The organism is Mucilaginibacter paludis DSM 18603 (assembly GCF_000166195.2).
Classification (GTDB): Bacteria; Bacteroidota; Bacteroidia; order Sphingobacteriales; family Sphingobacteriaceae; genus Mucilaginibacter; species Mucilaginibacter paludis.
In genome coordinates this window covers 1,728,505-1,751,786 of the sequence record NZ_CM001403.1, presented here as the reverse complement: position 1 = coordinate 1,751,786, position 23,282 = coordinate 1,728,505, and the positions used below count along the sequence as shown (strand labels likewise).

Sequence of the window (23,282 nt, the reverse complement as noted above, 5' to 3'; positions counted from 1 at the left end):
AATGACGATGGGCAGTTTGCTCATAGTCAGCTTCTTACCTCAACTACCCGATCGTCATTGCGAGGAGGAACGACGAAGCAATCTCTAAACTATACAGAACGAATAAGCATGACCGCTCTGCCTGGGTAGAGATTGCTTCGTTCCTCGCAATGACGCTCGGAGAGAAGCTCTTAATAATCAAGTTCTCACCCGCCTATCGTTCCCGGCAACGATTGCACAAATAAATTGCGCTTAAACCCTTATTCATAGCAAAAAACTCGTTAGCATTGCTTAATAGTACAACTGTTTGTTTACCTGAACCAATTATTAAACAGCAAGATATAGCTTATGAAAAATAGTAAATTGAATTTGCTTGCGCTTTTAACGGTGCTTTACTTTTGCAGTTCCGTTGCCTTTGGGCAGGAGCGTGATATGGAGTACTACATCAAAAACGCTCCCTTTAAAATGGGCACCATAGCCGCGCCTCAATTTGCCGACCGTACTTTTAACATTAAAGATTTTGGCGCCGTAGGCGATGGACAAACCTTAAATACCGGGGCCATCGCTAAAGCTATCGCGGCCTGCTCAGCAGCGGGCGGGGGCACAGTTTTAATTCCGGCAGGCTTATGGCTCACCGGCCCGATAGAGCTGAAAAGCAATATCAATTTACATGCTGATCATGGCGCGCTTATCCTGTTCAGTGCCGATCATTCGCTGTATTCGGTGATGAACGGTAGGGGTAAGCCGCAATTGTACGGCGAAAAACTGGAAAATGTGGCCATCACCGGCGATGGTATATACGATGGCGCGGGTGATACCTGGCGCCCGTTGAAAAAAACAAAAGCCGCACCAACGCTTTGGAACGATTTGGTTAAATCGGGCGGTGTGCTTAGTAAAGATGGCGCTATGTGGTGGCCAACTCAGCAGGGCATGGAAGGGGAGGCCTACTTAAAAACCCTGAAAGGGAAAAAAGATTTAACCGAGGCCGACTATGCCCCCGCTAAAGATTTTTTACGCCCCATCATGGTGATTGTGGCCAATAGCAAAAACGTTTTGATAGACGGGCCAACCTTTAAAAATTCGCCAAATTTTGCTTTTAATCCCAAGGGTTGTACCAACCTGATTATCCGGAATGTGAAGATTGAGAACGAGTATTACGCCCAGAACGGAGATGCTATCGACCTTTCAACCTGTAAAAACGCCATCGTTTATCATTGCACGGTACATGCCGGGGACGACGGTATCTGCATGAAATCGAGTGGGAGTAAGGATAAAGGCACAGCGGCCTTAGAGAATGTGATTATTGCCGAAAACATTGTATACCACGCGCATGGCGGTTTTGTGGTGGGCAGCAATACCGATGGCGGTATGAACAACATCTGGGTAACCAACAACACTTTTGTAAATACCGATGTAGGCATCCGTATCAAAAGCAGTCGCGGGCGTGGCGGGCTGGTCCACAATGTTTTTATCGATCATATTTACATGCACGATATTTTGAACGAAGCCATTTTGTTTAGTACCTATTATGAAGATGCCGGCCCGGAGGGCGATAAAGGGCCGGTGGCGGTTGATGATAAAACCCCGCGTTTTGAGGATTTTCACATCAGCAATGTCTATTGCAATAACGCCAAAGTAGCCGTTTCAATTGTCGGCCTGCCCGAAATGCCGGTTAGCAAAATCGACCTCACGGATGTAACCATCTCGGCAACTAAAGCCTTCAGCGCCCTGGAAGCGGCAGATATTACGCTGAAAAACGTAAAGATTATCTCGCCCGATAAAACTGTTTACACCTTAAATAATTCGCGCAATATCAATATTGTTAATGCCGGGTTTGATGGAGCAGCTACCGTGTTCATAGCTGCGGACGGGCCTAAAACTTCGGGGATAACGGTCACAGCAACCAATGTGAGCAAGGTGCAAAACGCTGTTAAGTTAGGGCCAGGTGTACCTAAAAGCGCCGTAATCATCAAGTAGGCGCGGCCTACTTGATCAAATGCGAGAGGCGGATATAAATGCTTATGCCATAAGCTATCAGCATAACGGAATTTAAAACCAGCAACCAGTTGATATCGGGCTTGGTATATTTTTGTACAGTACAGGTGATCAGCAAGGTAATAAAGCCGATCAATAGCAGGATAGGGAATATCAATATCCATTTATTATTGGTCATGATATAAATTTCATGCAATTGCTGGTTCATTGTATTGCCTGTAAAAAACGGAACAAGGGCCAATAACACCAGGAAAAGCAACAACCTCACCATTACTTTGGCTGCAATACGGCTTATTTTCATATCCGGCTATTCTGTAGTTAATAAAGGTTGATTAATTATTTTATGGCTGATCATTTTGCTGCCTGCAAAAAGTAAGATACATCCGCAGATGGCGCAAACAACCATAATGCCCGTCATGGGTAGGGCGGTGCCGTTGTTCAAAAAGCTCACCATGGCCGATGCACATGCGCCAATACCCATTTGCAAGGTGCCCATTAAAGCCGATGCACTGCCGGCCTGTTTGGCAAAAGGCGCGAGTGATAAGGCCGAGGCATTGGGCGATATAAAGCCCTGGCAGCATAAAAACAAAAATATCAGCACAATCATCCCGGCCTCGCTAATCCAGCCGTTTAGTGTAGCGGTAAACAGCGTAATGCCAACTAAGCTCTGGATAAAAAGGGCAACCTTAATTACCTGTTCGCTTTTAAAGCTCCGCAGCAAAACGCTGTTTACCTGGCTGGAGCCGATAAGCCCGGCGGCAATAAAGGCAAATATCCAGCCGTACTGTTTCTGGCTCACGTGGTAATAATTAATAAAAACATCAGATGAGCCCGACAAATAAGCATACTGGCTTGCCGATGCCACGCCGCCCGTAATGGCGTAAGTATAAAAATAAGGGTGCTTAAATACACTGTGAAAATTATTAACGATGGCTTTGGGTTTGAGCGAGAGTTGCTGATCTGCCTCGCGGCCCTGGGGAAGCCAAAACACGCATCCTGCCAATATCAGCACCGCTATGGAGGTAAGGATGATAAATACCGCATGCCAGCCAAAGGCCGCGCTAACATAGCCGCCCACCGTTGGGGCTACCATGGGCGAAACCGCTATCACCAGTAGCAACAACGAAAATACCTTCGCTATATCGCCTACCGGGAAAAGGTCCCTTACCAGGGCCCGCGCGGCAACCATTCCAGCGCAGCTGCCCAGGGCCTGTAGCAGCCTCATCGCGATCAATATATTGGCCGATTTGGTAACAGCGCAACCTAACGATGCCAGCACGTATACCAGTAAGCCAATGTACAAGGGTTTTTTACGGCCAAAGCGATCAAGCAGGGGGCCGTATATCAGCTGCCCTATGGATATGCCTATAAAATAGCTGGTTAGCGATAGTTGAATATGGGCTACCGATGTATGCAGGTCGCGGGCAATGGCCGGGAACGCGGGCAGGTACATATCGATAGAGAAGGGGCTTAACGCGGATAGGGTTCCTAAAATCAGTATGAGTATAATATATCGTTTTCTATCCACAGGTATCAATCTTGCCGCAAAGATAGGAACGTTAAATTTTAGATGTGATTTTAATTCAAAATTACATCTTGCAGATGGATCAGTCAGGGCAAAGGCATTTAAAATTAACAGGAGGCACCTACGGAGCCAAAGCAAGGTTCAAGGCTTTCCTATAAACAGGCGACTCCGCTGGAGTCAAAAACAAACCGTTAAAGAGCTCCGGTAGGAGCTTCCTGTCTATAGGGGACAAAAAAAAGAAGTTTTGGCTCCGTAGGTGCCTCCTTGTCAGGTTTCCCTTTTTGCACCCATCAAGTCAAATGAACTTTTTTAATGCGTTTGCCCTGATGGATCAGTTGGTTAAAAGCGATACACAATTGGCGCTCATTTGCTTTAAACGCCCATCCAACGATTTTATGCCGGCATCGTCGCCAATGGCGTGGTACAGGCTTTTAATGGTGTTGAGCGTTTGATCGTCCGGATCGCAGGCCTGCGCCTTTTCCAGGTACGGCAGGCACTTGGTCACAGCCTTTTTATACTCGGCCATGTTTTGCAAATATGCCGTCTTGTTGGCAGCCGAGGCATTTAACTTTTTGCCGAGCTCGTTGGTGCGTTGCATATACAGGTAGCCAAGCGCCCGTTGCGCGGTGTAATAATTGGGTTCGGCAGCGGCTACGCGTTCGTAATACATAATAGCCTTGGCGGCCTGCTGCTGGGTTTCGTATAAGCGGCCGAGTTTCTGGTAAAAGTTAACTTCCGATTTTGCGGGCAGCTTTTCCTTGCTATTGATGATCTGATCGGCGAGTGTGAAAGCCGTGGCGGTCTGGCCTTGGTACACCGCATTATTAAAATCAACATAGGTATCAAAAACGGTTTGGGCTCTGGCCGCCGAAAAACTCAATAGGAACAAAACAAAAAGCGTTATTTTTAACTTCATAAATGACGATGTTGCGTGACTAATATAGAACAACAGGCGGATATATTTTATAATATCCTTAAAAATATTAAACCCGATGCGAGTTATCAATATGTCGTAAATTATCGCGTAAGCTTAAAAAATTAGATATTTTTGTTTTTTACCAAAACGGACCATGTTAAAGGCATTCTATGCGTTCCTATTATTTTTGACATTGACTATCCAGGTTTTAGCGCAAAGCGCAAAATGGGGCGATCAGCATAATGGTACCTACGCCAACCCTATCCTGCCCGGTGATTTTCACGACCCGGATATCATCCGCGTGGGCGCCGATTATTATTGTATCTCGGGCACCATAAACCTGTCGCCGGGCATGGTCATCTTAACTTCCAAAGATTTAGTGAACTGGAAAATTGCAGGCCATGCCGTTGACAATCTTACGCAGATAAGCGCTCAATATAATTACGATAAGATGCAGGGGGCCAGCCGGGGTATTTGGGCTGGAGCTATCCGCTACCACGATAATAAATTTTACGTTTATTTTACCGACCCCGACTACGGCATCTTTGTAACATCGGCTACCAAAATTTCGGGCCCCTGGAAACCTTTAATACCATTGCTCAATGCGCCCGGCTGGGATGATCCCTGCCCTTTTTGGGACGATAACGGACAGGCCTATCTGGTTGCCACCAATTTTGCCGATGGCTATAAAATTCATCTGTTTAAAATGGATGCAGGTGGAGAGCGTTTGTTACCGGGGATGGATCAGCTCATTCATCAGGGTAAAGGCAGCGAAGCCAATAAGCTCTATAAGATCAAAAATTATTACTATCACTTTTACAGCGAGGTTACCCCAGAGGGACGGATGCCATTTATGGAGCGGTCGGCCAACATCGCGGGGCCATACCTGGAACACCGGCAACTGATCCATAAGGCTGATCATGAACCTAACCAGGGTGGGCTTGTACAGACAGAAAAAGGCGACTGGTATTTTTTAACCCATCACGGCGTTTCGCAATGGGATGGCCGCGAATTAAGTTTGTTGCCAGTTACCTGGGATAAAGACTGGCCCGTTTGGGGCACATCGGGTAAAGATGGAATAGGCAGTATGGTGTGGACGGCAAAAAAGCCCGGTACAGATTTGACTGCCGAGCCCATACAAGCCAGCGACGATTTCGGCGGCAAAACTCTCGCGCCACAATGGGAGTGGTATTATCAACCCAATAACGATAAATGGTCGTTAACGGAGCGGCCCGGTTATTTGCGGCTTTATTCAAGTAAGGCACTTGAGCCCAGGGTAGTTACCAAAATACCCAACATCATCACGCAAAGAACCCTGCGTTTGCAGCATAGCATTGCCAGCGTTAAGTTTGATATGGCCCACATGACGGATGGGCAAATAGCGGCTTTTTGCTTGCTGGGTAAAAGCCCTGTTACCATAGGTGTAATACAATCGGGAAACACCAGGCGCTTATATTTTAATGCCGCAGGCAAAACCACAGACGGGCAGGAGATTGAAATTGCCAACGTATGGTTCCGTGCTACTTGGGATGCCAATGGCCTTGCCCATTTTTTATACAGCACCGATGGCGTTAACTACGATAACTTTGGCGAGCCATTTACCATAACCAATTTTGATAATAATTTAGGTGCCAGGCTGGCCATTTACACCGTTGATGAAAACGCCGGAACAGGTTTTTTAGATGTGGACTGGTTTCATTATAATGTGGAGAATTGATGGCTGGCGAAGCGTTACTAAGGCCCCGGCGTTTGCTTAAGTATGCAAAGGCCCAAAAATCTGCTAATCAAAAGCTCCCCCTTCAGGGGGTTGGGGGGCTTCATCTTATCAACATTGTCAACCTTGATAACTTTACCCTTTCAGCTTTCGGCTTAATCAGTATCTTTGCCCATGCAAGAAAAAATCATCATTCTTGACTTCGGGTCGCAATTCACACAACTCATTGCCCGGAGAGTCAGAGAGCTCAACATTTACTGCGAAATTTATCCGTTTAACCACCTTCCGGAGTTTGATCCTACAGTAAAAGGTATCATCCTTTCGGGCAGCCCGCACTCGGTGCGTCAGGATGAACCGCCACATTTTGATTATCAGCGTTTCCGCGATCAGTATCCCATTTTAGCCGTATGCTATGGGGCACAATACCTGGCCCATTTTCATGGCGGCGAGGTGCAGGCTTCCAGCACCCGCGAGTATGGCCGCGCTAACCTGCAATACATTCAGCCCGGCAACCCCCTGTTTAAGGATGTGCCTTCCAATTCACAAGTATGGATGTCGCACGCGGATACCATCGTGAGCCTGGCCGACGATTTTGAAGTGATAGCCAGTACCGATACCGTGCGTGTTGCTGCTTACCAGGTTAAAAACTCAAAAACTTACGGTATCCAGTTTCACCCCGAGGTTACCCATAGTATTGATGGCAAGCAATTGCTCCAAAACTTTTTAGTGGATATCTGCGGATGCGTACAGGAATGGACACCCGACTCGTTTGTTGAAACTACCATAGCCGCCTTAAAAGAAAAATTGGGCGATGATAAGGTTGTATTAGGCTTATCAGGCGGCGTTGATTCTTCCGTCGCTGCGGTACTGTTGCACCATGCCATCGGTAAAAACCTGCATTGTATCTTTGTGGACAACGGCTTGCTGCGCAAGGACGAATTTCAATCCGTACTGGATTCGTACCAGCACATGGGCCTTAACGTAAAAGGTGTTGACGCCAAGCAGCGTTTTTATGACGCCTTGAACGGATTATCAGATCCTGAGTTAAAACGCAAAGCCATTGGCCGTGTGTTTATTGAGGTGTTTGACGATGAAGCCCACCGCATTGAGGATGTAAAATGGTTAGGCCAGGGTACCATTTACCCGGATATCATCGAGTCGGTATCGGTAAAAGGGCCGTCGGCTACTATTAAATCGCATCATAATGTAGGCGGACTGCCCGATTTTATGAAATTAAAGGTGGTGGAACCCTTAAATACTTTGTTTAAAGACGAAGTGCGTAAAGTGGGCCGCACCTTAAAAATAGACGAAAATATACTCGGAAGGCACCCTTTCCCCGGTCCGGGATTAGCCATCAGGATTTTAGGCGAGGTTACGCCAGAAAAGGTACAGATTTTGCAGGAAGCTGATGCCATCTACATTAATAATTTAAAATCAGCCGGTTTGTATAATAAAGTATGGCAGGCCGGTACCATTTTTCTGCCGGTACAATCGGTAGGGGTAATGGGCGATGAGCGTACCTACGAAAACGTGGTATGTTTAAGGGCTGTTGAATCATTAGACGGCATGACTGCCGACTGGTGCCATTTACCTTATGATGTGCTGGCGAAAATATCAAACGAGATCATCAACAATGTTAAAGGAATTAACCGCGTAGTTTATGATATCAGTTCGAAGCCACCGGCTACAATCGAGTGGGAATAAATGGATCGTATTTGCTTTGGCAGGTTTTATTTTAGGTGCATGTTCACCTAAAATAAGGCCTACCGAAAGGCCCGTGCCAAAAACGCCGGAAGCTAAAGTCCCGCCCGCTGTTAAGGTTATACCTAAAGCGGTGCCGGTGCATACGCCGGTTGTATCGCTCATATTGCCGTTTGAACTGGATAAGATCGATTTTACCTCAACCGCAAATCGCAATAATTTAAGTAAGGCCGACCTGGCGGTAGATTATTACCAGGGTTTTAAGCTCGCGCTCGATTCGTTAGCCGCCAAGGGTGCTAACTTTAAGTTGCAGGTTTACGATTCAAATGGCGACGGCTCGCAAGGGCATAGCCTGGCCGGCAACCCTAAGGTACGTAACAGCGATATTATTGTTGGCCCGGTGTTTCCCGAAGGGATGAAGGCTTTTATGGCCTCTTTATCCGGCATTAACAAGCCTATCATATCGCCGCTTTCGCCGGCGTCTCCGCTTGAGTTTAAAAATAGTAACCTGGTTACCATAATCCCTCCACTGGAATATCATGCCTGGCGTGTGGCCCAATATATTAAACAGGAAATGGACCCTGTTAAGGTATTTGTTTTACGATCCGGCTTCAGCGACGAGAATAAATATCTTATTCCTTTCCGCAAGGCTATTGATAGTTTAAGCAAAAAACGCATCCGGGTAATTTATTTAACGGTAAGCAAAGGCAACCTGGATGCCTTGTTGCCGCAGCTCTCTACCACTTCCGAAAATATTTTTGTTGTTCCGGCTACCGATCAGGCTTTTTTAACAGTAACGCTCGCCGCGCTCGATAAACTCAATCAAACTTACCCGGTTACCTTATTTGGCCATCCTAACTGGCTGAAGGCTTCGTATTTGCAGGCCAGCTTATTGCAAAGGTTAAAAACGCACATCACCTCCTCGGATAGGGTTGATTACCGGGCTGTTGAAACCAACAAGTTTATCAAAGCCTATCGTAAGGCCTTTCATTTAGAGCCGGGCGAATACGCCATTAAGGGCTTTGACGAGGGATATTATTTAGGTAGCCTACTCAGTGCAAATAACGATCTGTTTAAACAATTGGATAAATCGGGTTACGAAGGTTTGCATAATCAGTTTACCTTTGTTAAAACCGCTAATGCCGGTTGGGTAAATACGCATGTCAGCATTTATCAATACCAAAACTTCGAGTTAAAACCAATAGAATGAAAGCCTTTAATCAGTTAAAAACTTTTCAGCGTATTTTGGGCGAATACCCGGTTGATACGCCATTGAGTAAGTTTTTGCCGGGCTTTTACCGCCAGAATAAGCAAATGGGCTCGTCGGACAGGCGCATAGCCAGCCGGTTAATTTATAATTATTTCCGCCTGGGGCAGGCTTTGATTAATACCAGCACCGAAGATCGTTTGTTTGTTGCCGAGTTTTTATGCAATACACAGGTTAACTCGTTTTTAACTCATTTTAAGCCCGATTGGGCACTGTGCGTGGGTTTTAGCCTGGACGAGAAGCTGGCCATGGTGAAGATAAGCTATCCTGATTTTAAGCTGGAAGATGTTTTCCCCTGGACGGATCAACTATCGCCATCTATTGATAAGCAGGCATTTTTAAAATCTTTTTTTTACCAGCCTGATCTCTATATCCGCATTTTAAAGGGCTTTGAAGGACAGGTGAAAGCTACCCTAACCAAAGCCGATATTGTTTTTAAGGAAGAAGGCAACCAATGTTTGGCCTTGCCTAACGGTACACGGTTAGATACCTTGTTTCCTAATCAGCATTGGTTTGAGATTCAGGATTTTTCGTCGCAACAAACTGCTCAGTTTTTTAAACCCAATAAGTGGGAACACTGGTGGGATGCCTGCGCGGCTTCGGGCGGAAAATCTCTTTTACTGCACGAACTGCAGCCCGATTTAAAGCTGGTGGTTTCGGATATCAGGGAATCTATCCTGGCCAACCTGGATGAACGTTTTCAACAAGCCGGTTTGCGCAAATACCAGAAAAAGTTAGTCGACCTCACCAAAAACGTCGATCCCGAACTGCACGACTACGAGTTTGACGGCATTATTTTAGATGCGCCATGCAGCGGATCGGGCACCTGGAGCCGTACACCCGAAATGATAGCGCAGTTTCAGGATTTTAAGATCCAGTCGTTTAAAAACCTGCAGCAAAGTATTGTGCGTAACGTGGTGAAATACCTCAAACCCGGCAAGCCCCTCATCTACATCACCTGCTCCGCTTTTAAAGCCGAGAACGAAGATATGGTTGATTTTTTAAGCTCCGAATTTGGTTTTAAAATAGAAGAGCAGCAAATATTAAAAGGCTATGGCCGCAAAGCGGATACTATGTTTGTAGCCCGGCTTTGCCCCCCAACCCCCTGAAGGGGGAGTGATTTTGTAGTTTGGAATTATCGGCTCCAATGGCGGTGGTATTATTGAAATTTCCCTTTCTCAAATTTTTTCATCTCGACAGTAGGGAGAGATCTTCTGCGTGCGCCAGATGATCTGTAACGATTTCAGCGGAGTGCCTGGCGATGAGAGTTTTGACAACTTTTAAAAAGTTGTCAAAACTGGTTGGAGAAGGATGTATGTGGCGCATACTGATCGCTCGTAAAAATCCCCGCCTAAACTAAAGGTGCGTATTACTCCTGAATAACTTAATTGCGATAGCCAATAAGATGATCCCGAAAGCTTTGCGTAAAATTTCCAGCCCGGTTTTACCTAATATCTTTTCAATACGGTAGGTGTTTTTGAGTACTAAGTAAACAAACAACGTGTTCAGCATAATGCCTACAATGATGTTCTGTGTTTGGTATTGCGATTTTAGTGAGAGCAGGGTGGTCATGGTGCCGGCTCCGGCAATCAGCGGGAAAGCAAGGGGGACGATGGATACCGATGTGGTTACGGTGGTATCTTCATCTTCTTTAAAAAACTTATGCCCCAGTATCATTTCGAGCGCGATAAAAAAGATCACCAACGATCCCGCGATGGCGAACGACGGAATATCGATACCGATAATGCCCAGTAATTCTTTGCCAACAAACAAAAAAACGATCATCAGGAACAATACCGCTATCGATGCTTTTTCGGCAGCTATATAACCTGCTTTGCGTTGCAGCTCAATAATAACAGGTACCGTGCCTACGATATCGATAATGGCGAAAAGGATTAACGTAACAGAAAGTATTTCCCGGGGTTCGAAAATGAAATATTCACTCATCAGCTTGTTGCTTGGATTGAAGTAAAGTTAAAATAAATAGGGCACAAAAAAAATCCCGGAAGTTAAGTCCGGGATTTTAAATGATGCTTATTCGATAAATTTCGGATTTGGTGGATCGCTCGGAAGCTCTGTTACTCCACGCCTCACATGCGAGTTTTTAATACTGTACCCAAAGTACACTATAAAACCTAACAATAGCCAACCTATTAAACGCAACCAGTTCTCTAAGCCTTCGCTGGCAATCATGCCTAAGCAAATGAGTGCGCCTAAAGGGCAAACAATATAATAAAAAGGCGTTTTGAATGGGCGGGTAATATTAGGGTCGGTTCTTCTTAAAATAAATATGCCTAAACACACCAACACAAAAGCGAATAGTGTACCTATGCTTACCATATCGCCAACTACGCTATCAGGTATAAACCCGGCAAATAAGGATACGAATACAAAAAACAACCATTGCGATTTATAAGGCGTACGGTATTTAGGGTGCAATTTAGAAAATACGGGGGGAATCAAACCGTCTGTACTCATGGTATAGAATACACGTGTTTGGCCTAAAAGCATTACTAAAATAACAGATGAAAAACCAGCCAAAATAGCTACGGTTACCAATTTAGCCAACCAGCCATAACCAGGCATAAAGTTTTTGATGGCATAAGTAACAGATGCTTCTTTACCTTGCACTAAAAAGTCTCTGAAAGGAGCCAGGCCGGTTAACACGTGCGAGAATAAGATGTATAAGGCGGTACAGATCACCAATGATATTAATATACCTTTAGGCATGTCTTTCTGCGGATTTTTGGCTTCTTGTGCTGCGGTTGATACGGCATCAAAACCTATAAAAGCAAAAAATACCACGCTCGCCCCTCGTAAAACCCCGAGCCAGCCATGGTTAAATGTATCGGCATAATTAACCGTTCCAGAGTTGGTTACTACGGTACCGGCGTTTTCGGGTATCATATAAGGGGTGTGGTTTGCAGGATTGATAAAGCTCCATCCGCAACCGATAATCATTAATACGATGGCAACTTTTATAATTACGATAACGTTGTTAACCGCTGCTGATTCTGCCGTTCCGCGGATAAGCAATAAGGTTAACATCAATATAATAAAAATGGCCGGTAGGTTGATGATGCCATGCGCGCCCAGTTCGCCAGCATACATCCCGGTTGTTGTTTTTGATATTTCAAAAGGGGAGTGTGTGAGCGCGAAAGGTATATGTACCCCAAAAAACGTCTCTAAAAATTCGTTAAAATATTGCGCCCATCCAATCGCTACTGTAGCTGCTCCTAAGGCATATTCCAATACTAAATCCCAGCCAATAATCCAGGCTATTAATTCGCCCATGGTAGCGTAGGAATAAGTATAAGCTGATCCGGCAATGGGGATCATACTGGCAAATTCGGCATAGCATAAACCTGCAAGCGCGCAACCTGATGCGGCTATAATAAATGATATGGTAACTGCGGGCCCCGCGTGTTCGCCAGCGGCAGCGGCTGTACGTACAAATATACCGGCCCCTATAATAGCTCCGATACCCAAAGCAATGAGCGATCCAAGCCCCAGGGTTCGTTTTAATGTTTTCTCGCCCTCTACTGCGGCAGCGAGCAATTGTTGAATAGGTTTCTTAATAAATAATTTCATCAGTCAGATTGGGGTTGTCAAATTATGCTCAAACATACTCAATTCCGGTGAAAAAAAACGAAGAGTTACTGGTGGATAATTCGTTTTTATCAACAAAACAGGTTGTTTATTGATGTTTTTCTAATTTATACAGAATATTTGCCGCTAAAGGCGCTTTGATTTCCCTTTTAATGGGATTTTGCGTAGTTGAAACAGGTATTGTATGGGTTTTATTTAAATGGGGAGCTATTACCAGCGATACAATAGACATTAATTTGATCAAAATGTTCATCGAAGGGCCCGAAGTATCTTTAAAAGGATCGCCTACGGTATCGCCTGTAACCGATGCCTTGTGCGGCTCGGATTTTTTATAATACATCTCACCGTTAATTTCAACCCCTTTTTCGAATGATTTTTTGGCATTATCCCATGCGCCGCCCGCGTTACTTTGAAAAATGCCCATCAACACGCCCGATACGGTAACACCGGCCAGCATACCGCCTAAAACTTCGGGCCCGAATATGAAGCCGATAATTATAGGAGTAATCAGGGCGATCAGTCCCGGGGCCATCATTTCGCGAAGGGAGGCCTTGGTTGAAATGGCCACGCATTTTTCGTATTCGGGTTTGGCTTTATATTCCATAATGCCGGGTATCTCATGAAATTGCCGCCTTACTTCCTCAACCATAGCCATGGCCGCCCGGCCCACCGCCGATATAGCCAGGGCCGAAAAGATAAAGGGGATCATGCCGCCTACAAACAAACCGGCTAAAACATCGGCCTTATAAATGTCGATATGATCGATACCGGCCACGCCTACAAAGGCCGCGAATAAAGCCAGGGATGTTAACGCTGCCGATGCAATGGCGAAGCCCTTGCCCGTAGCTGCGGTGGTATTGCCAACGGCATCCAGGTTATCGGTACGTTCGCGCACTTCGGGTGGTAAGCCGCTCATCTCGGCAATGCCGCCTGCGTTATCCGCTATCGGCCCAAAGGCATCTATCGCTAACTGCATGGCGGTAGTAGCCATCATCCCGGCAGCGGCAATGGCTACGCCGTATAAACCGGCAAAATGGAACGAGCCGTAAATACCGGCCGCCAATACCAAAATTGGCAATACGGTTGATTCCATCCCCACGGCCAGACCCGCTATAATATTAGTGGCATGCCCGGTTGATGATTGCCTTACAATACCCAGAACAGGCCTTTTACCCATAGCTGTATAGTACTCGGTGATGATGGACATTAAGGTGCCCACAACCAGGCCTACCACAATGGCCAGGTAAACATCGCTCTTGGTAAAATCAACACCGCGGATGTTCATGTTTTCGGGCATCAGCCAGCGCACGGCAAAAAACGCCGCGATGGCGGTTAACAGGATAGAGATCCAGTTGCCCATATTGAGGGCTTTTTGTACGCTATCGGTTTCGTTTTTTATTTTGACGAAGGAGGCGCCCACGATAGAAAATATTAAACCCAGGCCCGCTATCAGCATAGGCAGCAGGATAGGGGCTATGCCGCCAAAGTTATCGTGCGATACAATTTCGCGCCCCAGTACCATGGTAGCCAAAATGGTAGCCACGTACGAGCCGAACAGGTCGGCACCCATACCGGCTACGTCGCCCACGTTATCGCCAACATTATCGGCAATGGTAGCCGGGTTGCGTACATCATCTTCAGGGATGCCTGCCTCTACTTTGCCCACCAGATCGGCACCCACATCGGCCGCTTTGGTATAGATACCGCCGCCTACCCGGGCAAATAGCGCGATAGATTCGGCTCCTAAAGAAAATCCGGCCAGTATATCCAGCGCCTTTTGCATTTCTACGCCGTTTACGCTGCCATGTACATTAACAACATATACTTGATATAAAATAATAAATAAAGAGCCTAAGCCTAAAATAGCTATCCCCGCTACGCCTAAGCCCATTACAGTGCCGCCTGTAAATGATACCTGTAAGGCCTTAGCCAAACTTGTTTTGGCGGCCTGGGTGGTACGCACGTTGGCCTTGGTGGCTATCCGCATGCCCAGGTATCCCGCGAAGGCGGATAAAAAAGCACCTACAATAAATGATATGGCAATAGTCCAGCTTGACGTTTGCACCGTGGTGCCCGAGTAGGCCAGCAATATTACAGCAATAACAACAAAATAGCTGAGCACTTTCCACTCCGCACGCAAAAAGGCCATGGCGCCATCAGCAATATAACCCGAAAGTTCGGTCATGGCGCCATCGCCGGGGTCTTGTTTGGTGACCCACGCAGATTTGATCAGCATCACGGCTATGCCCACCACGCCGAATACCGGAATTAAATAAATTAAGTAATTGTTTAAAAAATCCATACACGTATTGTTAGTAATAATTGGTTTATAATTAGAGAGAAAGTAAATTTAAGCAGAACAGGCAAATTACCAAATTTAATTTCCGGGCAATAAAATATGACGAAGGTTATATTTTTATAGAGCAGTTTGCCCTTATTTTAAATACCGATAAAATGTGGTTTAGCTAAGCAGTTTAACGCCGGGTTGCAGAGTTGGTGGCGCGAGGAAACACACCTTGCAGCCGGAAGCTAAAATCCGCACCCTATCAAGAAGGAATTGGGATAAAACGCTCATTATCAATGTAGTATATTAATACGCAATCAAGAACATCGAAACTTGGTTCAAGTTCCCGGCGCTTAGCTTAACGGAATGGGTTGATATGTTGATATTTTAAATAGCCGGCGTGCTGGGGAATATAGATGTGGTATCAGAAACCAGATCCAGTTAATGGTGAGCTAACAGAGATGTACAGGTGGCAGCTATAACAATGGGCAAAAGTTGGTTGTAAAAAAACTTTTACCTCAGGCTAAGCAAATATGTTTGCGCAGCCCCAGGTACTAAATTATAATTTAATGGAAAGTTCTAAATGTCCGCCTAACCCGGTTTCAACGATTTTTTTTAGGGTTGAAAAACGTACCTCCTTTATATTATTTTCTATCTTAGAGATATAAGACTTGGTAGTACCAACTTTTTCTGCCAGTTCCTCCTGGGTTAATCCTTTTTCAAGCCGGGCCTCGTGTATCATAGCGCCGATCTTGAAGTTTTCGTAACCTGCATCAAGCTTGTCTCGTCTTGCTGTGCCGGGCTTCCCATAGTTTTTATCCTTAAATTCTTCCAACGTTATCACGTTACTTTTCTTCGTTTCCATATTCCTCTTTTATTTTAAGCGCTCTTTCAATTTCCTGCTTCGGTGTTTTTTGGGCTTTCTTTTGAAACCCGTTTGCTAAAACCACTAACTGGCCCTGGTCAAAAAAGCAAAATATACGAAATATATCGCTGCCCTGCTGCACCCTGATTTCATACAGGCCTTCTGTATTTTCCAGGTGTTTAAGATAGGTTTCAGGTATTTTTTGCTGGGCTTCTATTAGGTTTAAAGTCCAGATTATCTTATCCTGCACCTTTTCCCGTTGCTTTACAAAGAACTCCTGGAAGTAGTTTTTATAAAAAAGGATCGTCCGGTATTTTTGCTCCTTATTCACGAAACAAAGATACGGAATGTTGCCCTATAGTGAAATAAATTTTATAGGCGGTTGTGCGTTAGTAGCCTAAAAAAAATAGCCTATTTGTTTGTAAAGCGGAAGCAAAGCTCAGTCGCCGCGTGAAGAAGCCCCATCCGGTAGCCAGGTAGGTAGGGCTTAAAAAAAGAAAGAAAGTCTCCCCAACCGGGGGAGATTATGCACTTTGGTTTGCTTTTGGGTGTGCATGAGCGCTACTCGGTTTATAGGGGGATCAAGAATGCCCGATCCTTCCGACTACAGCCCAACACCCGGCCCTTTGTGCACATCCCCTATCTGCGCATGGTAATCTACCAGTTCCAAACTTCAACTCTATTTTTTTCCGGGGAAGCCGGGACGGTTACTTATAATGATACTTGGTGACGGTTCGCGTTAGTTGCATTAAGGCTAAGCCAATTGTTTAGTTGCTAACAGGTTAACGATCTTGCTATGTAAGGTTAACGGCTCAAAGGGTTTACTGATAAAATCGTTTGCGCCTGCATTTTGGGCCTCTTTTATTTCAGATTCAATAACCGACGCCGAAAATGCGATAATGGGCGTATCTCTTTTTGAAGCCGGCATCTCGGTACGTATTTTACGTGTGGCTTCGTAACCATCCATTACCGGCATGTGGGTATCCATCAGGATTAAGTGATAGTGGTTGCTTGCTAAATTTTCGAGCGCTGCCAAACCGTTTACTGCAGTATCAACATGGATATCCCATTCGTTTAAAATGCGGGTGGTAATAAATTGGTTGATGGGATTATCCTCAACCAACAGAATTTTAATGCCACTTAATTTGGAAAGCGTAGGTTTGGTGTTTACAACGGACGCATCTGTTTTTTCGGAATTTGTTAAAGTGTACCAGTTGGTAAAAGTAAAAGTAGTTCCCTGGCCCGGAGTGCTTAATACGGTTAATTCGCCTCCTTTTAACTCACTTATTCTTTTTACAATGGAAAGGCCGAGCCCTGTGCCGCCAAATTTTTCCCATGTTTTAACTTCGGCCTGTTCAAAACGGTTAAATAGTTTGCTGATACCCGATTGCGAAATGCCGATGCCCGTATCTGTTATTATAAACTGCAGCAATACCCTGTTGGGCTCTTTTTGGATAGCTTTGAGCGTAACCTCAACACCCCCTTCAGTTGTAAATTTGATGGCGTTGTTAATGATATTGAGCAAAATCTGATTGAGCCGTAAAGAGTCGGCTAATATAGCGGACGGTAAATCCGTATCAAAATGGCAGCTAAGTGCTAAACCCTTTTCTTTTGCTATGGGACTGCTTAAGTTGCAAATGGTTTGCACTAAATTGATAATGTTTGTTTCCGCCCGGTTGATGGTGATTTTGCCTGCATCAATTTTAGCACTTTCCAGGATATCATTAACCAGGGTCAGCAGCGATTGGGATGAGTATTCCATGAGCTTAATCAGCTCCTGTTGATCTGCATTAAGGGGCGACTGTTTAAGCAGATGGTTTAAGCCGATAATAGAGGTTAAAGGCGTCCTGATTTCATGACTCATGTTAGCCAGAAAAATTTCTTTTGCCTCCCGGATTTTTTGGGTTTGCTCCACGGCTTCGGATAACTCCTGCCTGGATTTTTCCAATTCGATATTCTGTCTTTTAATTTGTCGTTGATAGTTAACCAGGTTAATGAGCGAATTAACCTTGGCGATGGTGATATGCAAGTCGAGCGGCTTAAATAAATAATCAACAGCGCCCATGTTCAGCCCCTCAACCACGTCGCTTGAGTGCATAGAAAGGCCTGTTATCATAATCACCATGGTATGCTTTGTAAGCGGATTTTTTTTGACGAGTTCCAACAGCTCATAGCCGCTTATCTCCGGCATTTTTACATCAAAAAGGGCAATTGAAATATCATGTTCGTTGCATATTTGCACAGCCCGATGTGGAGATGTAGTAGTAAAAATGTAAAGGCCGTCCCTTTCTAACAAAGATTTTAAAGAGAGTAGGATATCTGCATTGTCATCGGCTATTAAGATATTGATATCTTCGTTGTGGTTAGGGGTCATATGGAGCGCTTAAATTAATTAAGAGTTTAACAAGGTGGGGTATTGAATGTTCTCGGCTCACTAAAATAAGTAAGGGCGGCTATCGCCGGTTGGTTATTGCCCTTTGCTCTTTGCAGCCGCGAGGCTCTCAAGTAACTCAAAAAAAACGAAATTTAACTTCGTGGCCCATATTCAAAGCGATTTACCGGGCGCCGCCGCTGCTTGCTGCGCAATCCTGTTTAAAACATAATTTGCTGCGTCCATTCGCTATAAATCAACTTTTTTAAATAGATTAGTACCTTAAACCCGCTATATATGATAGAAAACCAGGCCCAACCACAAGAATTAAAACGCGAACTCGGCTTGCTGGACGGTACTATGCTTGTGGTAGGATCGATGATAGGCTCCGGTATTTTTATTGTGAGCGCCGATATTACCCGTAATGTGGGTTCGGCGGGCTGGCTGATTGTGGTTTGGCTGATCACCGGGTTTATGACGCTGACTGCCGCCGTAAGCTATGGTGAGTTAAGCGCCATGTTCCCTAAAGCTGGTGGGCAGTATGTATATTTAAAAGAGGCCTATAATAAGCTGATTGCATTTTTGTACGGCTGGAGTTTTTTTGCTGTGATACAAACGGGGACTATTGCGGCGGTAGGCGTGGCATTCTCCAAATTTGCGGCGTATATTTTTCCGCAATTAAGCGAGGATCTGGTGTTGTTTTCGATAGGCTCATTCAAAATCTCGCACGCGCAGGGTGTTTCAATTATTGTTATTGTGCTGCTCACTTTCATTAATACGCGCGGCGTTAAAAGCGGCAAGCTTATTCAAACCACCTTTACCTTAACAAAACTGCTCAGTTTGTTCGGGCTCATTATTTTTGGTTTTGTAGCCCTTAAGGGCGATGTATGGCATGCCAACTGGAGCAATGCCTGGCATATCCACCAGTTAAATAAGGATGGCAGCGTAATGGATCATACGGTAGCCGCCGCTTTGGGTGCCATAGCCGCCTCGATGGTAGGCTCTATATTTAGCAGTGATGCCTGGAACAACGTTACCTTTATAGCTGGCGAAATGCGTAACCCCAAGCGCAACATTGGCCTCAGCTTGTTTTTGGGTACCTTAACCGTAACGCTTATTTATGTATTGGCCGATGTGGTATATACCGGCGTATTGCCGCTGCACGAGATTGCCACCGCCGAAAAAGACCGGGTTGCCGTAGCCGCTTCGCAGGTAATTTTCGGCAGCGCGGGCACTGTTATTATTGCCGTGATGATCATGATCTCTACCTTCGGTTGCAATAACGGCTTAATTATGGCCGGTGCCAGGGTGTATTATACCATGGCCAAGGATGGTTTGTTTTTTAAACGTACAGGTACTTTGAATAAATTTGCCGTGCCCGAATTTGGTTTGTGGATACAATGTGCGGTGGCATCTATACTTTGCCTGAGTGGTAGATATGGCGATCTGTTGGATATGATATCGTTTGTAGTAGTTATATTTTACGTACTCACTATTGCGGGCATTTATATTTTGAGAATTAAGCGCCCTGATGCTGAGCGCCCCTATAAAGCATTTGGCTACCCTGTATTGCCTGCCATTTATATTTTAATGGGCTTAGCTTTTTGTACCTTGCTGATTATTTATAAACCGCAGTTTACCTGGCCTGGGCTTATCATTGTTTTAATTGGGATCCCCATTTATTACATATCGAAACATTATATTAAGGATGAAGAGATTATTAATATTTAGTTTTTGCCTTGCGGGCGGGTTTTCATTCGCCCAGGTACTGCCCCAAAAGCTTCAGGCGGCATTTAACCGCTTACAGCAGGATAGCCAGAGCCGCTATGCATCGGTATCGTTAACCGTACTGGATGCCAAAACCGGCGAACAGATCTTCGCTGTAAATCCCAATATGGGTTTAGCCCCCGCCTCAACTTTAAAAACGGTTACTTCAATTACCGCCTTTAATTTATTGGGGAAGGATTTTCAATACACTACCACCCTGCAATACAGCGGGCAGATTGACCCTTACGGCACCCTGAACGGCGACCTGCTGATTAAAGGCAGCGGCGATCCAACCCTGGGGAGCATGCGTTACGCGGCGGCTAAAGAGGGCAATATCCTGAGCTTGTGGGTAACGGCCATCCGCAAAGCGGGAATTAAAAAAATAAACGGGCGCGTTATTGGCGACGATTCGGCTTTTGGCAGCCAGTCCATACCGGATGGCTGGATCTGGCAGGATGTAGGCAATTATTACGGCGCGGGTACGTCGGGGCTTTGCTGGCGCGAAAACCAGTTTGATGTTAAACTAAAAACGGGCAAAGTTGGCACCGCCGTAGGCGTTGTAAAAGAACAGCCTGCCGTACCTTATCTTGATTTTAAAAGCGAGCTAATGAACGGTGAAGCCGGAACGGGCGATAAATCTTATGCCTATTTACCGGTGTTGAACAACGTGGTATACCTGCGTGGTACTTACGCTATCGATCAGAGTAAGAAAAGCATCTCGGTAGCCTATCCTGATCCGGCTTATGATGTAGCCTTCCGTTTGCTGGATACATTAAAAAGCTTAGGTGTTGATGTTGTAATGGGGGCAGAATCGGCCCGGTCGGTCGCGGCAAAAAAACAGGCCTTGCCTGCCGGCGGCGTGGTGCTGGTTAATTACACCTCGCCGCGTTTAAGCCAGATTATTTATTGGCTCAATCAGCGCAGTATCAACCTGTATGCCGAGCAATTGTTAAAAACATTGGCCTACCAGTCGGGCAAGCCGGTATCAACGGCAAACGGCGTAGCGGTAGTGCAGGCGTTTTGGAAACAGCGTGGCATCGACGTTAACTCCTTAAATATAGCAGATGGCAGCGGCCTTTCGCCCGGCGACAGGATAACCACACAAACCCTGGCCCGTATTTTACAATCTGCCAAAAAAGAAGCCTGGTTCCCTGATTTTTACGAAAGCCTGCCCGTTTACAACAACATGAAAATGAAGAGCGGCAGCATTAACAATGTATTAACCTACTCAGGTTACCAAACTACCAAAGGCGGTCGCGAGGTCTGTTTTTCCATCATGGTGAATAATTATAACGGCACCACATCGGGCATTAAGCAAAAAATGTTTCAGGTTTTGGATGAGTTGAAGTGAGAGAAGAGGTTTGGGAGGGGTTAAAAAAAGCGGCGGCCTTGTGCTATTCTCTCCCTTGGGAAGCATAGCCGTCAACTTTAGAAAAAAAAGGGATAAAATTTTTTTAGAGCAAGAATCGGAACTGCAAAATTGCAGTCATTATTCGAGCGAATGAGTTCGGAACTATTTGAACCAACGGTGTTAGATGGCCTGGCCCGTAAAACAGAGGCTATACAACGCAAACGAAAAGTGGGAGGCAAGGAACTATTGGATATGGCGTTATTTGATGGAGATCAATCGTTTAACGGCATGAGTATGCAGTTAATGCGGAGGGATGGGCTTGATATTTCGAAGCAGGCATTGCATCAAAGACATCACAGCAATATGACAAAGTTTGTACAAGCCGTTTTTGAGCAATTAATAGCAGTTGAGTTACCGCAAGAGCAAACACAGGGCTTGGAGATCCGTATCAAAGATTCTACCCGTTTCGCGTTGCCGGAAGTTATTGCAGAGACATTCCCCGGAACAAAAGGAAGTGGGATGAAAGCGGGAGCATCTGTACAATTTGAATTTGAAATCAAAAGTGGTAAAAGCGATATCAAAGTAACTCCGGCCAACGCAAATGACCAGGGTGAGAGTCATCTGGACAAGGCATCAATTCAGCCGGGGGTATTATATATGAGAGATCTGGGTTACACTCACTTGAGTTATATGAACAATATTAACAAAGTCAAAGCTTTCTTTATTAATAAATTATGTCCGAAAACAACGATTTATCTATTAAAGGACGACCAATACCAAAAGTTAGAGTTGTCGAAACTACAAGGCATAACCGGCGTATTTGATCAACAGGTATATATCGGAGCTGATAAGATGCCGGTAAGGATAATAATAGAACCGGTAAGTGAAGAGCTCAAGGCAAGGCGGATAGCCAATACTGAAAAGTACAATAAAAAGAAAGGCAGTACCACCAGTAAGGGATTCAAAGAGCGGGCAGGGTTTAACTTTATTGTTACCAACCTGGTGAGCGAAAAATATAGCGCTGAATTGATCCAAAAGTTATATCACCTGCGATGGCAGATAGAATTGGTTTTTAAAGCATGGAAGTCGTTTTTAAAGATACACACGTTCCCCAAAGGAAGTTCGGATCGTATAACCAGTATATTATACAGTAAGTTGATCTGGGCAGTTTTGAGTTGGAAAATATGCATGGCTATCGGTAAGATAGGTCAAATTAGTGTTTTAAAGGTGCATCGACTAATCGCTTCTACGAAAGAAGAATTGCGAGCGCAGCTTTTAGGGATATGCTCAAAGTGGTTAGCTCTGTTGGAGAAATTAAACTTAAAGCACCTTTCAAAAGAGCACAGAAAACATAGGTTAAAAATAGAAGAAATTGTAATAAGTATTTGATTATTAGATATTTAAATACTATATTTAGATAGTTAAACAAAAATAAGAAAGGCGGGGCCATCTAAACCTCCCCGCCTTAAAAAACGAAAAATATGAGAGTAAAAATACATAGGTTTGCCCATGCGGGCAAACCGCGCCTAAAAATTAAATTACTGAAAATCAACAATATATAAGTACAGCTACTTAAATTGACGGCTATGCCTTGGGAAGGTGTAGGAAGGGATTTGTACGCCTTTTACGCGCGGTAAGTATACAGCTATCGGATGCGCTTTGTCAATACGCTTATTTTGCAATAAGAAAGGTTCCCCTAATAAACCAGCTTGCAAATGCGTAGGGGTAAAAAAAGCGGCGGCCTTGTGCGATTCCTTCCCTTGGGGAAGGTGTAGGAAGGGGTTTTTACGCCTGGCTTTTTTTCGGGTGGTTGGATCGGTTTCTTGTAATGACGAGCTGTTAAGTTATTGATTATCAATATGATTTACCTCTCCATTTTGTCATCCCGACGCGAGGAGGGATCTCCTAAAAGCGGTAAGTATGCATCATATTAGCTGC

The 23,282-nt window shown here is 45.0% G+C and carries 17 protein-coding genes; 8 read left to right on the top strand and 9 right to left on the bottom strand.

What is annotated here, in order from left to right; genetic code table 11:
* The first annotated feature begins 327 nt into the window (after window positions 1-327).
* Window positions 328-1,956 (top strand): glycoside hydrolase family 28 protein, encoded by a 1,629-nt coding sequence (locus MUCPA_RS07410; RefSeq protein WP_008505478.1) that lies wholly within the window; start codon window positions 328-330, stop codon window positions 1,954-1,956.
* Window positions 1,957-1,963: 7 nt separating this feature from the next.
* Here MUCPA_RS07410 and MUCPA_RS07405 read toward each other — a convergent pair whose 3' ends face one another.
* From MUCPA_RS07405 to MUCPA_RS07395, 3 genes are all read right to left on the bottom strand, one after another.
* Entirely contained in the window at window positions 1,964-2,275 is a 312-nt protein-coding gene (locus tag MUCPA_RS07405; RefSeq protein ID WP_008505476.1) for a hypothetical protein, read from the bottom strand.
* 6 nt (window positions 2,276-2,281) lie between these two features.
* On the bottom strand, window positions 2,282-3,502 hold the full coding sequence (locus MUCPA_RS07400) for a multidrug effflux MFS transporter (RefSeq protein WP_008505474.1): 1,221 nt from the start codon (window positions 3,500-3,502) through the stop codon (window positions 2,282-2,284).
* Window positions 3,503-3,830: 328 nt separating this feature from the next.
* Complete coding sequence (locus MUCPA_RS07395) at window positions 3,831-4,415, bottom strand: tetratricopeptide repeat protein (RefSeq protein WP_040625778.1); 585 nt, start codon at window positions 4,413-4,415, stop codon at window positions 3,831-3,833.
* Window positions 4,416-4,569: 154 nt separating this feature from the next.
* Here MUCPA_RS07395 and MUCPA_RS07390 point away from each other — a divergent pair, with 154 nt between their 5' ends.
* From MUCPA_RS07390 to MUCPA_RS07370, 4 genes are all read left to right on the top strand, one after another.
* Window positions 4,570-6,132 (top strand): glycoside hydrolase family 43 protein, encoded by a 1,563-nt coding sequence (locus tag MUCPA_RS07390; protein ID WP_008505472.1) that lies wholly within the window; start codon window positions 4,570-4,572, stop codon window positions 6,130-6,132.
* A 171-nt stretch (window positions 6,133-6,303) separates the two neighbouring features.
* Window positions 6,304-7,833, top strand: coding sequence for a glutamine-hydrolyzing GMP synthase (gene guaA / locus MUCPA_RS07380; RefSeq protein ID WP_008505470.1), 1,530 nt, complete (start codon window positions 6,304-6,306; stop codon window positions 7,831-7,833).
* The gene (locus MUCPA_RS07375) at window positions 7,790-9,040 is read left to right on the top strand and encodes an ABC transporter substrate-binding protein (RefSeq protein ID WP_008505462.1); all 1,251 of its coding nucleotides are present in this window, start codon (window positions 7,790-7,792) and stop codon (window positions 9,038-9,040) included. The genes guaA and MUCPA_RS07375 overlap by 44 nt, the downstream gene beginning before the upstream one ends.
* On the top strand, window positions 9,037-10,206 hold the full coding sequence (locus MUCPA_RS07370; RefSeq protein WP_008505461.1) for an RsmB/NOP family class I SAM-dependent RNA methyltransferase: 1,170 nt from the start codon (window positions 9,037-9,039) through the stop codon (window positions 10,204-10,206). Before MUCPA_RS07375 ends, MUCPA_RS07370 begins: the two co-directional genes overlap by 4 nt.
* Window positions 10,207-10,453: 247 nt before the next feature.
* On the opposite strand, the gene MUCPA_RS07365 is transcribed toward MUCPA_RS07370, so the two are convergent.
* The 6 genes from MUCPA_RS07365 to MUCPA_RS07340 form a co-directional block, all read right to left on the bottom strand.
* Window positions 10,454-11,044 (bottom strand): MarC family protein, encoded by a 591-nt coding sequence (locus MUCPA_RS07365; protein WP_008505460.1) that lies wholly within the window; start codon window positions 11,042-11,044, stop codon window positions 10,454-10,456.
* Window positions 11,045-11,131: 87 nt separating this feature from the next.
* A complete protein-coding gene (locus MUCPA_RS07360; protein ID WP_008505459.1) occupies window positions 11,132-12,688 on the bottom strand; it encodes an amino acid permease in 1,557 nt (518 codons plus the stop codon).
* 106 nt (window positions 12,689-12,794) lie between these two features.
* Window positions 12,795-15,008 (bottom strand): sodium-translocating pyrophosphatase, encoded by a 2,214-nt coding sequence (locus MUCPA_RS07355; RefSeq protein WP_008505458.1) that lies wholly within the window; start codon window positions 15,006-15,008, stop codon window positions 12,795-12,797.
* A gap of 541 nt (window positions 15,009-15,549) precedes the next feature.
* Window positions 15,550-15,855: a helix-turn-helix domain-containing protein gene (locus tag MUCPA_RS07350; RefSeq protein WP_008505457.1), complete on the bottom strand. Its 306-nt coding sequence runs from the start codon at window positions 15,853-15,855 to the stop codon at window positions 15,550-15,552.
* Complete coding sequence (locus MUCPA_RS07345) at window positions 15,836-16,186, bottom strand: type II toxin-antitoxin system RelE/ParE family toxin (RefSeq protein ID WP_008505454.1); 351 nt, start codon at window positions 16,184-16,186, stop codon at window positions 15,836-15,838. The genes MUCPA_RS07350 and MUCPA_RS07345 overlap by 20 nt, the downstream gene beginning before the upstream one ends.
* A gap of 423 nt (window positions 16,187-16,609) precedes the next feature.
* Window positions 16,610-18,229, bottom strand: a complete 1,620-nt coding sequence (locus MUCPA_RS07340) for a response regulator (RefSeq protein ID WP_008505453.1) — start codon at window positions 18,227-18,229, stop codon at window positions 16,610-16,612.
* Window positions 18,230-18,523: 294 nt separating this feature from the next.
* On the opposite strand from MUCPA_RS07340, the gene MUCPA_RS07335 reads away from it, so the two are divergent.
* From MUCPA_RS07335 to MUCPA_RS07325, 3 genes are all read left to right on the top strand, one after another.
* The gene (locus MUCPA_RS07335; RefSeq protein WP_008505451.1) at window positions 18,524-19,957 is read left to right on the top strand and encodes an APC family permease; all 1,434 of its coding nucleotides are present in this window, start codon (window positions 18,524-18,526) and stop codon (window positions 19,955-19,957) included.
* Window positions 19,935-21,344 (top strand): D-alanyl-D-alanine carboxypeptidase/D-alanyl-D-alanine endopeptidase, encoded by a 1,410-nt coding sequence (gene dacB, locus MUCPA_RS07330; RefSeq protein WP_008505450.1) that lies wholly within the window; start codon window positions 19,935-19,937, stop codon window positions 21,342-21,344. The genes MUCPA_RS07335 and dacB overlap by 23 nt, the downstream gene beginning before the upstream one ends.
* 150 nt (window positions 21,345-21,494) lie before the next feature.
* Window positions 21,495-22,733, top strand: coding sequence for an IS4 family transposase (locus tag MUCPA_RS07325; protein WP_008503844.1), 1,239 nt, complete (start codon window positions 21,495-21,497; stop codon window positions 22,731-22,733).
* Window positions 22,734-23,282: the final 549 nt, after the last annotated feature.